Here is a 13,560-nt window from a genome sequence, read left to right as displayed (position 1 = left end):
TGGGTCGGTCCCGGCGTGCGTGGGTCGGTCCCGGCGTGCGTGGGGCAACGTACGTGGGTCGGTCCCGATACGCGTGGGCAGGCCACCGCGTACGGTGGGCCGGCCACTGCGTACGGTGGGGTGCTCAGTCCTCCCCGTAGCGGGGATCCACCGTCTCGGGGGTCAGCCCGAGCAGCTCCGCCACCTGCTCGACGACGACCTCGTGCACGAGCGCGGCCCGCTCGTCGCGCCCCTTGGTGCGGATCTCCACGGGCCGCCGGTAGACCACGACCCGCGCCGGCCGCCCGTCGCGCGCGGGCACCGTGCCGCCCAGCGGCACCGCCTCGTCGCTCCACCCGCCGGTCCCGTCCAGCCGCGGCACCTCCAGGACGAGGAAGTCGATGTCGGCGAGTTGCGGCCAGCGCCTCTCCAGCCGTTCCACGGAGTCCTGAACCAGGTCGGCGAACGCCTCCGCGCGGCTGGCGGCGAGCGGCACCTGCGGCGGCGCGATCGGTCCGCGCATGCCCCGCCCGTGACGATCACGACGACGGGGCCCGGGGCCGGCGGCACGGGGCGGTACACGGTTGTCCATCACTGGTGAAGGGTAGTCCTCGGCGGGGCCGTGCGCCCGGCCCTCGGGCGGTGTCGCGGGATGTCGGCACATGACCGTTCCAGCAAGGGTCGGACTCGATTCCGTATCTCTCCAAGACCGTTGATCTCAAGCCAATTGGCGTTGTTTGTACCAACTGATGACCGGACCGGAATCCCCGCTTCCCCACGAAGTCCGGCGTCCGCGCAGGTCAGCGAGGCAGGCCCGGGAACGGTGTGGGGCGTTTCACAGCACGACACGGTGGAGTGACCTGGTGAAGAGTCGTCGCGGCCCGCTCAAGAGTGCGGTACCGTCCAACGTCGTGAGCCCTGTACGTCGCTGTTCGCGCACCGCCTGCGGCCGCCCCGCCGTCGCGACGCTGACGTACGTCTACGCCGACTCGACGGCGGTTCTCGGCCCTCTCGCCACCTACGCCGAACCCCACTGCTACGACCTGTGCGCCGAGCACTCCGAGCGCCTCACCGCACCCCGCGGCTGGGAGGTCGTACGGCTCCTCGACGGCTCCGCCCCCGCCCGGCCCAGCGGCGACGACCTGGAGGCGCTCGCCAACGCCGTGCGCGAGGCGGCCCGCCCGCAGCAGCGCGCGGCCCAGGCCGGTGGCGGCGGCCGCGCCGCCGACCCCATGGAGGTCGCCCGCCGCGGCCACCTGCGGGTGCTGCGCTCGCCGGACAACTGACCGCCCCACCCGCCCCCGGGCTGAACCGGGACCCGTAACTCCGGCGCACTCCGCGAAGCAGTGGTCCTGGAAGCAGTAGTCCTGGAAGCAGTGGTCCCGGTCCAGATCCGCGGGCAGCCCCGGCTGCCGCGGGCGCCGGCCCGGCCGTTCCCGGGTCAGTGCACCGGACGCCGGGCGGTCGCCCAGGACGAAGTGCGCCGGCCGGCCGAAGCGGGCGCGGGCCTCCTCGGGCGGCAGGCCGGTGACCGGCAGGCCGGTGACCGGCAGGCCCAGGCGCCGCTCGATCACCTCGGCGATCTCCCGATCACCTCGGCGATCGCCCGCACACTTCGGCGATCTTCCGCAACGGCACCCCGCGTCGTCGACGGCGTCCGGCGGTTCGCGGACGACGGCACTGCCGGCGAAACCGGTGGCACCGGTGGCGAACACACGCAGGACGACTCGCCTCGGCAGGAGGACGGGAGGAGGCCGGGACGTGAAGTCCCGGACCGGAAACGGTGGTTCCACGGTGCGCGCGGCGGGCGCCGCCGGTCCGGGACCTGTTCCGCACCACGCGATACGCCTCCGGCATCACCGCAGCTCACCCTGCGGCCGCCGGCCCGCACCGGTATCGGCGCGGGCCGGCGGCGACTACAGTCGAACCGTGCCCGACTCGCCCCCGTCGGCGAGGCCGTGGCCATCGCCCCGGCGGCTGTCCGCTCCGGACAGCCCCGCCCCGATCTGACCACGGTGCCCCTGGATCCCTGGACGGCGTCGAACCCGCCCGCGTCGTCCTCGCGACCCGCGCGGGCGACCGGGGCCCGCTCCTGGACGACCTGTGCGTATGGGCCCGGCGACTCGCGGGCACGAGTGATCCGGCTGCCGGACCGGCCCGGGGACGCCGTCGGGGCACACCGTCCACGGCCGGCCGGGACGGGTAGTTTGAGGTGACCGACAGGACTTCCAGGAGGGTTGGCCGTGGCTGCTGATCTGTCTCAGATCGTGAAGGCGTACGACGTCCGCGGAGTGGTCCCCGACCAGTGGGACGAGTCGCTGGCCGAGCTCTTCGGGGCCGCGTTCGCCCAGGTGACCGGTGCGGACGCGATCGTGATCGGACACGACATGCGGCCCTCGTCGCCGGGCCTGGCGCGCGCCTTCGGGCGCGGCGCGGCCGCGCGGGGCGCCGACGTCACCGAGATCGGGCTGTGCTCGACCGACCAGCTGTACTACGCGTCGGGCGCTCTGAACCTGCCGGGCGCGATGTTCACCGCCTCGCACAATCCGGCGAAGTACAACGGCATCAAGATGTGCCGCGCCGGAGCCGCCCCGGTCGGCCAGGACTCGGGGCTGGCCGACATCCGCGCCCTGGTCGAGCGGTGGCTCGACGAGGGGGCGCCGCAGCCGGTGGAGACGCCGGGAACCATCACGCAGCGCGACACGCTGCAGGACTACGCGGCCCACCTGCGCTCCCTCGTCGACCTGACCTCCATCCGCCCCCTGAAGGTCGTCGTGGACGCGGGCAACGGCATGGGCGGCCACACGGTGCCCACCGTCCTGGCCGGCCTGCCCATCGAACTCGTCCCGATGTACTTCGAACTGGACGGCACCTTCCCCCACCACGAGGCCAACCCCCTCGACCCCGCCAACATCGTCGACCTGCAGAAGCGGGTCCGCGAGGAGGGCGCCGACATCGGCATCGCCTTCGACGGCGACGCCGACCGCTGCTTCGTCGTCGACGAGAACGGCGCCCCCGTCCCGCCGTCCGCGATCACCGCCCTCGTCGCCTCCCGCGAGCTCGCCAAGCACGGCGGCAAGGGCACGATCATCCACAACCTCATCACCTCCTGGTCCGTGCCGGAGGTGGTGAAGGAGAACGGCGGCACCCCCGTCCGCACCCGCGTCGGCCACTCCTTCATCAAGGCCGAGATGGCCCGCACCGGCGCCATCTTCGGCGGCGAGCACTCCGCCCACTACTACTTCCGCGACTTCTGGAACGCCGACACCGGCATGCTCGCCGCCCTCCACGTCCTCGCCGCCCTCGGCGGCCAGGACGGCCCGCTGTCCGCCCTCGTCGCGCAGTACGACCGCTACGCCGCCTCCGGCGAGATCAACTCCACCGTCGACGACCAGGCCGGCCGCCTCGCCGCCCTCAAGGCCGCCTTCGAGGGCCGGGAGGGCGTCACCCTCGACGAACTCGACGGCCTCACCGTCACCGCCGCCGACTGGTGGTTCAACGTCCGCCCCTCCAACACCGAGCCCCTGCTGCGCCTCAACGCGGAGGCGCGTGACGAGGAGACCGTGACCAGGATCAGGGACGAGGTGCTGGGCATCATCCGCGGCTGACGCTTCCGCTCCGGCGAGGTCTCCGCTCCGGCGAGGTCTCTGCTCCGGAGACTCCAGGGGCCCCGGGGGCTCCAGGGGCTCCGGCGGGGGCTGCCGTGCACCGGCCTCCGGGCGATGCCCGGGGCGCGGGGCGGAGCCCTCGCCGGGCCCGGGCCCTCGCCGGTCCGGGCGGAGCCCCACTCGGGGGCTTGGGCGGAAGCCCGTGACGGCCGTTCCGCAGCGGCTCCACAGCCGCTGCGCGGCCACTCCGCGGTCACTTCGCGGCCACTCCGCGACCGGTCGAGCCGGGCGGACGGGAAGCCCACTCCCGTCCTCCCCGGCGGTACCCTGACCAGGCACGTCACTCCACACCCGTACCGTCGTCCCCGAAGGGAACCCCCATGCCGCTCGAAGCCGGCCTCCTGGAGATCCTCGCCTGCCCCGCCTGCCACGCCCCCCTCGAGGAGCAGGGCGACGAGCTGATCTGCACGGGCCGGGACTGCGGCCTGGCGTACCCGGTCCGCGACGGCATCCCCGTCCTCCTCGTCGACGAGGCCCGCCGCCCCGCGTAACCCCCTGCCGGGACCACCCGGCGACCGGAGCCGATCGGAGGCTGCCGCATGCTCGACGAACCGCTGCTCGACGACCCCGAGGCCCTCGCCCGAGCCGACCGCCGAGGCCTGCTGCGCGGCGCCGCCGAGGCCGGTGCCCGCGTCCGCACCGCCGTTCGGCACGCCGCGGAGGCGGGCGTCACCGACCTCAAGCCCGACGGCCGCCCCCGCGCCGTCCTGATCGCCGGCCCCGGAGCCGCCGCCACCCACGCCGCCGACCTCCTCGGCACCCTCGCCGGCGCCGGCAGCCCCGTCATCCGCCTGGCCCCGACCGGGGTCGCCCCGGCCGCCGGCGCCCTGCGCTGGGAGCTCCCGGGCTGGGTCGGCGCCGTGGATCTGCTGCTGATCGCCACCCCGGACGGCACGGAACCGAGCCTGTCGCTGCTGGCCGAGCAGGCCTACCGCCGCGGTTGCAGCGTCGTCGCCGTGGCCCCCGTCCGCACCCCGCTCCAGGAGGCGGTCACGGGCGCCCACGGCCTGTTCGTACCGATGGCCACGGCTCCGTACGACCAGGAGGAGCCCCTCGCGGCCTCGTCCCCCGGCGTGCTGTGGGCGCTGCTGACACCGTTGCTGGTGCTCCTGGACAAGATCGGCCTGCTCGCGGCCCCGCGGGACGCCCTGGAGAAGGTCGCCGACCGGCTGGACCACGTCGCCGAGCGCTGCGGCCCGGCGATCGCGACCTACAGCAACCCGGCCAAGACGCTGGCCGCCGAACTCGCCGACGCGCTGCCGCTCGTCTGGACGGAGGGCACCTCGGCCGGTCCGGCCGGCCGCCGGTTCGCCGCCGCGCTGGCGGAGTTGTCGGGCGCACCGGCGATGGTGGCGGAACTGCCCGAGGCGCTCGCCGCGCACAGCGCCCTGCTGGCCGGCCCGCTCGCCGCCCGCGCCGACCCGGACGACTTCTTCCGCGACCGCGTGGAGGAGCCGCCCGCGCTGCACGCGCGTGTGGTGCTGCTGCGCGACCGCCCGATCGGGGGCATCACCGCCGCGCCCGCCGCCCGCGACCTGGCCCTGAGCCACGACACGCCGATCAGCGAACTGGAGCCGGAGCCGGGTGACGAGATCGAGACGCTGGCGGAACTGATCGCCACCACGGATTTCGCCGCCGTTTACCTGTCCCTCGCCTCGACGACGTGACATAGACCCGACCGCCATCGCCGGGCCCGGCCACCGGCCCCGCCATCGGGCGGCGGCTCCCGGACGGAGAGCCCGGGCAGCACGCCGGTCCCGGTTCCGGTCCTGGTCCCGGTCCCGAGGTCGGCCCGGTCCCGAGATCAGCCCGGCCCCGTGACCGGCCCGGCCCCGTGACCGGTCCGGTCCCGAGGCCGGCCCGGCCGTAACGACGACCCGCAGAAAGAACCCCACCCCGCATGGACCCCCTCGACAACACCATCCGCCCCTACGCCTGGGGTTCCCCGACCGCCATCCCGCACCTGCTCGGCGTCGAGCCGAGCGGCGAACCGCAGGCCGAGATGTGGATGGGCGCCCACCCGGGCGCGCCCTCGCGCACGCCCCGCGGCACGCTGCTGGAGGTCATCGAGGCGGACCCCGAGCGCGAGCTGGGCGCACCGGCGGTGGCGAAGTTCGGCCCGCGGCTGCCGTTCCTGCTGAAGATCCTCGCCGCGGCCGCCCCGCTCTCCCTCCAGGTCCACCCGGACCTGGACCAGGCCCGGGCGGGCTACGCGGACGAGGAACGCCGCGGCATCCCCGTGAACGCCCCGCACCGCAACTACAAGGACGCCAACCACAAGCCCGAACTCATCTGCGCGCTCACCGAGTTCGACGGCCTGTGCGGCTTCCGCGCCCCGGCCCGGGCCGCCGACCTGTTCGAGGGCCTCGGCGTCGGCTCCCTCAAGCCCTACGTCGACCTGCTGCGCGCCCACCCCGAGGACGCGGCGCTGCGCGAGGTGCTCACCGCGCTGCTCACCGCCGACCGCGCGGAGACGGCCCGCAGCGTCACCGAGGCCGCGGCCGCCTGCGCCCGCCTCGGCGGCCCCTACGAGCCGTACGCCGCCCTCGCCCGCCACTACCCGGGCGACCCGGGCGTGCTGGCCGCGATGCTGCTCCACCACGTCCGGCTGCGGCCCGGCGAGGCCCTGTTCCTCGGCGCCGGCGTCCCGCACGCCTACCTCGGCGGCCTCGGCGTGGAGATCATGGCCAACTCCGACAATGTGCTGCGCTGCGGCCTGACCCCGAAGCACGTCGACGTGCCCGAACTGCTGCGCGTCGTCCGCTTCGAGCCGGGCGACCCGGGCGTGCTGCGCCCGGAGGCCTCCCCGGACGGCGAGGAGGTCTACGAGACCCCGATCGACGAGTTCCGCCTCTCCCGCCACGTCCTGTCCGAGGGCGCCCCCGCCCGCGACCTGACCCTGCCCACCCCGCAGATCCTGCTGTGCACCGCCGGCACCGTGCGGGCGGGCGAGTACGAGCTCACCCCGGGCCGGTCCGTGTTCGTCCCGGCGGACGAGAAGGCCGGCGTCTCCGGCGCCGGCACGGTCTTCCGGGCCACGGTCGTCGTCTGACGCGCATGACCGCCCCGGTGGCGGTCACCTGACGTACGGCGGCGGCCGCCCGAGGTCCGGCGGTGGCGGTCGCCCGAGGTACGGCGGTGACGGTCGCCCGGGATACGGCGGTGGTGGTGACCGGGCGTACCGCCGCCGGACCGGGCTGCAACAATGGCCCACCGGCAAAGGACGGGCAAAGCCGCCGGGCGGGCACGGCCCCGGGCGGCGGCCCACGAACGAGGGCGAAGGGACAACGCGGACACATGAGCGCGTCAGGCGGCACCAAGGCGATCGTGGCGGCACTCGGCGCCAACCTCGCGATCGCGGCATCCAAGTTCGTCGCGTTCGCCTTCAGCGGTTCGTCGTCGATGCTCGCCGAGGGCGTCCACTCGATAGCCGACTCCGGCAACCAGTTCCTGCTCCTCGTCGGCGGCAAGCGCGCCCGGCGCGAAGCCACCCCGCAGCACCCCTTCGGCTACGGCCGCGAGCGGTTCATCTACGCCTTCCTCGTCTCGATCGTGCTGTTCACGATCGGCGGCATGTTCGCCATCTACGAGGGCTACGAGAAGATCCGGCACCCGCACGAGCTGGAGCACTGGTACTGGCCGGTCGGAGTCCTGGTCTTCGCGATCCTCGCCGAGGGTTTCTCCTTCCGTACGGCCATCAAGGAGTCCAACGAGCTGCGCGGCTCGCTGTCCTGGGCGCAGTTCGTCCGCCGCGCCAAGGCCCCCGAGCTGCCGGTCGTCCTGCTGGAGGACTTCGGCGCCCTGATCGGCCTGCTGCTCGCCCTCTTCGGCGTCGGCCTGTCGCTGCTGACCGGCGACGGGATCTGGGACGGCATCGGCACCGTCATGATCGGCGTCCTGCTGGTGCTGATCGCCCTGGTCCTGGCCGCCGAGACGAAGTCGCTGCTGCTGGGCGAGGCCGCCGGCGCCGAGGAGATCGGCAGGATCGAGGCCGCCCTCGTCGACGGCCGCACGGTCACCGGCATCATCCACATGCGCACCCTCCACCTCGGCCCCGAGGAGCTGCTGATAGCCGCCAAGATCGCCGTCCGGCACGACGACACGGCCGCCGAGGTCGCCGCCGCCATCAACGACGCCGAGGCCCGCGTCCGCGCCGCCGTGCCCATCGCCCGCGTGATCTACCTCGAGCCCGACATCTACAGCGAGACCGAGGCCGCCAAGGGCCCCGACCCCGAGGCCACCCCGGGCGGCCCCGGCCCGGCTCCGCACGCCGCCGGCCACTGACCGGGGCACCGGCCCGTCCCGGCCACGCCGTCCCGGCCACGGCGCCGACCCGCGACCGGACGCCCGTGATCGGCTCGATGTGTTCGCCGTGTTCGCTGTGTTCGCCGGCGGACTGGGGACACCCGAGCCGTCCGGTGTAGCTTGGGACGGAGCCAGACGTCGCTGCTGATGGCGGTCGGGCGGTCCCGGACGGACCGGCCGAGGGAGAGAGGGCCTCCGACGGACTGCGCTGCGCGCACGTGGGCATGCCTGTGCCCTCTTCGGGCACCTCGGTGTCCTCACGGGCACCCGTGTGCCCACCGCCGCGCAGACCAGCCAGCCGAACACACCTCGACCCATCCGAGGAGCAGCCTCATATGACCACTGTCGACAACCGACAGGACTTCAAGGTCGCCGACCTGTCCCTGGCCGAGTTCGGCCGCAAGGAGATCACCCTGGCCGAGCACGAGATGCCCGGCCTCATGGCGATCCGCAAGGAGTACGCCGAGGTGCAGCCGCTGAAGGGTGCGCGCATCACCGGCTCGCTGCACATGACGGTGCAGACGGCGGTGCTCATCGAGACCCTGGTCGCGCTGGGCGCGCAGGTCCGCTGGGCCTCCTGCAACATCTTCTCCACCCAGGACCACGCCGCGGCCGCCATCGCCGTCGGCCCCCACGGCACCCCCGACAACCCGCAGGGCGTCCCGGTCTTCGCCTGGAAGGGCGAGACGCTCGAGGAGTACTGGTGGTGCACCGAGCAGGCCCTCACCTGGCCGGACAGCCCCACCGGCGGTCCGAACATGATCCTCGACGACGGCGGTGACGCCACCCTGCTGGTCCACAAGGGCGTCGAGTACGAGAAGGCGGGCGAGGTCCCCTCGCCGGACACCGCCGAGTCCGAGGAACACCGGGTCATCCTCGAGCTGCTGACCCGCACCCTGGCCGAGAACCCGCAGAAGTGGACCCAGCTCGCCTCGGAGATCCGCGGCGTGACGGAGGAGACCACGACCGGCGTCCACCGCCTGTACGAGATGCAGCGCGAGGGCACCCTCCTCTTCCCGGCGATCAACGTCAACGACTCCGTCACCAAGTCGAAGTTCGACAACAAGTACGGCTGCCGCCACTCGCTGATCGACGGCATCAACCGCGCCACCGACGTCCTCATCGGCGGCAAGACCGCCGTCGTGTGCGGCTACGGCGACGTGGGCAAGGGCTGCGCCGAGTCGCTGCGCGGCCAGGGGGCCCGGGTGATCATCACCGAGATCGACCCGATCTGCGCGCTGCAGGCCGCGATGGACGGCTACGAGGTCACCACCCTCGACGAGGTCGTCGACAAGGCGGACATCTTCATCACCGCCACCGGCAACCGCGACATCATCATGGCCAGCGACATGGCCAAGATGAAGCACCAGGCGATCGTCGGCAACATCGGCCACTTCGACAACGAGATCGACATGGCCGGCCTGGCGAAGGTGCCCGGCATCGTCAAGGAGGAGATCAAGCCGCAGGTCCACACCTGGACCTTCCCCGACGGCAAGAAGATCATCGTCCTGTCCGAGGGCCGCCTGCTCAACCTGGGCAACGCCACCGGTCACCCGTCGTTCGTGATGTCCAACTCCTTCGCGAACCAGACCATCGCCCAGATCGAGCTGTACACCAAGCCCGACGCCTACCCGACCGGCGTCTACACGCTGCCCAAGCACCTGGACGAGAAGGTCGCCCGCCTCCACCTGGACGCCCTCGGCGTCAAGCTGACCAAGCTGCGCCCGGAGCAGGCCGCCTACATCGGCGTCGACGTCGACGGCCCCTACAAGCCGGACCACTACCGCTACTGACCCGGCCCGAGCCGCCGCCCGCGGGAGCGGGTGGGCACGCCCGCGGCTCCACGGCCGCACCCGGCGCCCTCCCGCTCCCCGGCACCGGCTCGCTCGACAGCCTTCGCCCAGCAGTCTCCGGCCGGCGGTCTCCGAGGCAGGCCCCCGCACCCCCGTGGCGGGGGCCTGCCCCTTTGACCGATCCGGCAACCGGCGCGGACGGGCACTCCGCCGGCCCGCGCCGACAACCGCGCCGTCACCGCCCCGGCAGGCCGGACAGCCTCGTCACGACCCAGGACCCCCATGCCCCGCGGCCGCTATTCACTCCACGATCCGCACGATCACACCCCCCTCGCAGAAGAGCATTTCCAGTGCGCCCCCGGCCCCAGCGGCTGGCGCTACACGTCCCTGCTGACCACTCCCGCCGGCGAACACCGCGGCTCGGTCGACCTCACCCTGGACGACCTCGGCCGCCCCCTGCGCCTCGAACTCCACGCGGGAAGCTGGCAGGTGCGCGGCGCCGCCCTCGACGGCGTCACCTGGGTCCGCACCGACCCCACCGGCACCCATGCCACCGAAGGCAACGTGCGCGCCCACGCCTTCACCGGCACATCCCCCGCCTTCCTCATCGCCACCGCCCGTCTCCTGCGCCTCACCCCTTCCTCTCCCGCGACCCGCGTCCGCCTCGTCGCCTTCACGGACCCAGTCCTCGCCCCGCGCACCGTGGACCAGTCCTGGGCGCTGGTGACCAGAGAAGCACACGCCACTGACAGCGGCCCCCTGATCGTGGACGAGTACCAGGTCACAGCCCTGGACACGGGCGAGCAGCACACCGTGCACCTCGCCGGGGACGTGGTCCTGGCCGCCCCCGGCCTCGAACTCGAGGACCTCGAATCCCCACCGTCCGTCTTTCCCTGACCCCCGCCTGCCCGCCCGACCGGCCCGCCTGTCCGGCCGACGGCCCGCCCTTCGGGCTGGCGCCCCGTTCTCAGGTCGGCGGCACGAACCCGGTGGCCGGCCGCTCGGCCTCGGCGGCGGCGGGCCGCTCGGACCCGGCGTCGCGGACGGGAGCCGGTGACGCCCCGGACGCGGGCGCCGGCACATCCGGCTCGGAGGCCGCCGTACCCGCCGTACCGGCCGCCCCACCCGGCGTCCGGGGCGACTGGTACGTCGGCGCCGGAGGCACGTCGCCGACGTGTCCCGCGACCCCACCGGGCGCGGCACCGGGCGCGGCACCGGGCGCGGCACCGGGCGCCACGCCACCGCCGAAGACCCCGGCGACTTCGCCGCCCGACACCGCCCCGCCACCGAAGGCTCGCCGCGCCTCCCGCGCCTGCCGCTCGTGCAGCACCGCCGCCAGATACATGGCCGGCGGCACGCCGTACGGCGGGGGCGTCCCCGTACGCGCCGCGAGATCCGTGGCGAGACGTTCCGCCATCGCCGAGCCGACCTGCGGATCCAGCTGACGCATACGGGTCAGGTACTGCCGGACGGCGAGCCACAGACCGTCGGGCACCGCCGACAGGTCGAGCCCGGAGAACCGCCCGGCCAGCCATGGCGGCGGCGGAGGCACGAAACCCGCCTGACCCGCGGGCACCCGCTCACGCACCACGAGCGTGCCCGCGAACACGTCCCCGAGCCGCCGCCCCCGGGGCGAGACCAGCGAAGCGATACAGGCCACGACCCCGAACGTCAGCAGAAGCTCCACCACGCCCAGCGCCCCCCGCACCAGCGCGTGCCGGAACCGGATCGGCCCGCCGTCGTCCCGCACCACCCGCAGCCCGCACGCCACCTTCCCCAGCGACCGCCCGTGGCTGAGCGTCTCCACCGCGATCGGCCCACCCACCAGCACCAGCAGGAACGACGCGATCAGCAGCGCCATCTGCGCCGCCTCGTCCAGGGACGCGGTCGCCGCCACCAGAGCCACGGTCACGGCGACATAGACGACGACCGTCACCGCCAGATCGAGCAACACGGCCAGCGCCCTGCTGGGCAGCCTCGCCGGGCGCAGTTCCAGCGCCACCGCCTCACCCGTGACCAGCTCACTCACCTGCGCCGCCCTTCCCTGGCCTGCTCCGAGAACGGCCAGTCTGCCAAGCTGAGGGCCACACGCGCCGCAGTACGGCAGCAGACCCTTTCCCGACCCTTACGACGCGCAGCCGGCGAGCTGCCGAGGAGCAGGCACACGATGGACCTGGACGTCTTCGTCTCCGCCCACCGAGCCGAGTGGGACCGCCTCGACACCCTGCTCCACCGGCGCCGGCTCACCGGCGCGGAGGCCGACGAACTCATCGCCCTCTACCAGCGCACCGCCACCCACCTCTCCCTCATCCAGTCCAGCGCCCCCGACCCCCAGCTGACCGGACGGCTCAGCCAGCTCGTGGCCCGCGCGCGCAGCACCGTGACCGGCACCCGACGCGCCTCGTGGCGCGACGTCGCCCGCTTCCTCACCCACGGTTTCCCCGCCGCCGTCTACCGCACTCGCCGCTGGTGGATACCCACCGCCCTGCTGTCCACCGCGATCGCCGCACTCTTCGGCTGGTGGATCGGCACCCACCCCGAGGTGCAGTCCGCCATCGCCGCCCCCACCGAGCTGCGGCAGCTCACCCGCCCCGGCGGTGAGTACGAGACCTACTACTCCAGCCATCCGGCGGCCGCCTTCGCCGCCCAGGTCTGGACGAACAACGCCCGGGCCGCCGCGATGTGCCTGGTCCTCGGCGTCTTCCTCGGCCTGCCGGTCCTGTGGATCCTCTTCCAGAACGTGCTCAACCTCGGCATCGGCCTCGGCCTCATGTCCGCCGCCGGCCGCCTCGACACCTTCCTCGGCCTCGTCCTTCCCCACGGCCTGCTCGAACTGACCGCCGTCTTCGTCGCCGCGGGCACGGGTCTGCGCCTCGGCTGGACCCTCATCGACCCCGGCCCGCGCCCCCGCCGCACCGCCCTCGCCGAGGAGGGCCGCGTCGCGGTCGGCATGGCCATCGGCCTCGCCCTCGTCCTGTTCGTCTCCGGCGCCATCGAGGGCTTCGTCACTCCCTCCGGCCTGCCCACCTGGGCCCGCATCGGCATCGGTGTCCTGGCCGAGCTCGCCTTCCTCGCCTACGTCTACGTCCTGGGCGGCCGAGCCGCCCGGGCCGGGGACACGGGCGACGTCGACGAGGTTGAGCGCAGTGCCACGGCGCCGACGGCCGCCTGATGTGCGTCCGGGGGCCGTCGGCTGCTAATCTCCTCTTCGCCCCACGAGGCACCGTTGACACGGGTCGGGTGGGGAGGTAGATTTGAGCAGTTGCCTGGAGGTGGGTGTACCCCAGCGGGCGACCTCACATCTGTCGCTTCCTCGGAGCGAGCCCAGTGCCGATTCCGAAGAAGCCGCCCCGACGGACTCGGGAAAGAACGGCCGGCCAAACCGGCCCGGAAGTTCTGATAAAGTCGGGACCGCCGGAAGGGAAACGCGGAAGCGGAAACCCGGAAGGCGCCGAGGAAATCGGATCGGAAAGATCTGATAGAGTCGGAAACACCGAAGGGAAACGCCCGGAGGAAAGCCCGGGACCGAGGGGTCCGGGGTGAGTACGAAGGAAGCGGTTGTTCCTTGAGAACTCAACAGCGTGCCAAAAGTCAACGCCAGATATGTTGATGCCCCGTCCGCCGGACCGGCCTGTGTGCCGGGTCTGGTGGCGAGGTTCCTTTGAAACACACACAGCGAGGACGCTGGGAGCCGGGGGGACGATTCCTCCCTCCTGGTTCCGCTCTCGTGGTGGTTGCCCCGGATCGATCGGGGAAGGCATTCACGGAGAGTTTGATCCTGGCTCAGGACGAACGCTGGCGGCGTGCTTAACACA

11 protein-coding genes are annotated in these 13,560 nt (G+C 73.3%); 9 read left to right on the top strand and 2 right to left on the bottom strand.

All coding sequences use genetic code 11. The features are described from left to right. Positions 1-124 precede the first annotated feature (124 nt). Positions 125-571, bottom strand: a complete 447-nt coding sequence (locus IE225_RS20325; protein ID WP_190059007.1) for a metallopeptidase family protein — start codon at positions 569-571, stop codon at positions 125-127. A gap of 271 nt (positions 572-842) precedes the next feature. On the opposite strand from IE225_RS20325, the gene IE225_RS20320 reads away from it, so the two are divergent. The 8 genes from IE225_RS20320 (at position 843) to IE225_RS20285 (ending at position 10,642) form a co-directional block, all read left to right on the top strand. Beyond that, a complete protein-coding gene (locus IE225_RS20320) occupies positions 843-1,265 on the top strand; it encodes a DUF3499 domain-containing protein (protein ID WP_190059006.1) in 423 nt (140 codons plus the stop codon). Between the two features lie 957 nt (positions 1,266-2,222). Further along, positions 2,223-3,587, top strand: coding sequence for a phosphomannomutase/phosphoglucomutase (locus IE225_RS20315; RefSeq protein WP_190059005.1), 1,365 nt, complete (start codon positions 2,223-2,225; stop codon positions 3,585-3,587). A gap of 380 nt (positions 3,588-3,967) precedes the next feature. Then, positions 3,968-4,138 carry a Trm112 family protein gene (locus tag IE225_RS20310; protein WP_190059004.1) on the top strand — a complete coding sequence of 57 codons (171 nt, stop codon included), beginning with the start codon at positions 3,968-3,970 and terminating at the stop codon, positions 4,136-4,138. Positions 4,139-4,186: 48 nt separating this feature from the next. Then, a complete protein-coding gene (locus tag IE225_RS20305) occupies positions 4,187-5,314 on the top strand; it encodes an SIS domain-containing protein (RefSeq protein WP_190059003.1) in 1,128 nt (375 codons plus the stop codon). A 233-nt stretch (positions 5,315-5,547) separates the two neighbouring features. Further along, a complete protein-coding gene (manA, locus tag IE225_RS20300; protein WP_190059002.1) occupies positions 5,548-6,699 on the top strand; it encodes a mannose-6-phosphate isomerase, class I in 1,152 nt (383 codons plus the stop codon). A gap of 245 nt (positions 6,700-6,944) precedes the next feature. Further along, positions 6,945-7,931 carry a cation diffusion facilitator family transporter gene (locus tag IE225_RS20295; RefSeq protein WP_190059001.1) on the top strand — a complete coding sequence of 329 codons (987 nt, stop codon included), beginning with the start codon at positions 6,945-6,947 and terminating at the stop codon, positions 7,929-7,931. A 356-nt stretch (positions 7,932-8,287) separates the two neighbouring features. Beyond that, positions 8,288-9,745, top strand: coding sequence for an adenosylhomocysteinase (gene ahcY, locus IE225_RS20290; protein ID WP_190059000.1), 1,458 nt, complete (start codon positions 8,288-8,290; stop codon positions 9,743-9,745). A gap of 282 nt (positions 9,746-10,027) precedes the next feature. After that, positions 10,028-10,642, top strand: coding sequence for a hypothetical protein (locus IE225_RS20285; RefSeq protein WP_190058999.1), 615 nt, complete (start codon positions 10,028-10,030; stop codon positions 10,640-10,642). A gap of 70 nt (positions 10,643-10,712) precedes the next feature. Here IE225_RS20285 and IE225_RS20280 read toward each other — a convergent pair whose 3' ends face one another. Further along, positions 10,713-11,774 carry an RDD family protein gene (locus tag IE225_RS20280; RefSeq protein WP_190058998.1) on the bottom strand — a complete coding sequence of 354 codons (1,062 nt, stop codon included), beginning with the start codon at positions 11,772-11,774 and terminating at the stop codon, positions 10,713-10,715. Positions 11,775-11,912: 138 nt separating this feature from the next. On the opposite strand from IE225_RS20280, the gene IE225_RS20275 reads away from it, so the two are divergent. Further along, the gene (locus tag IE225_RS20275; protein WP_190058997.1) at positions 11,913-12,917 is read left to right on the top strand and encodes a stage II sporulation protein M; all 1,005 of its coding nucleotides are present in this window, start codon (positions 11,913-11,915) and stop codon (positions 12,915-12,917) included. Positions 12,918-13,560 lie beyond the last annotated feature (643 nt).

Origin of the sequence: Streptomyces echinoruber, assembly GCF_014651135.1 — a bacterium.
Lineage (GTDB): Bacteria > Actinomycetota > Actinomycetes > Streptomycetales > Streptomycetaceae > Streptomyces > Streptomyces echinoruber.
Note: the sequence above shows the minus strand (reverse complement) of the source record. Positions and strands in the feature narration are given on the sequence as shown.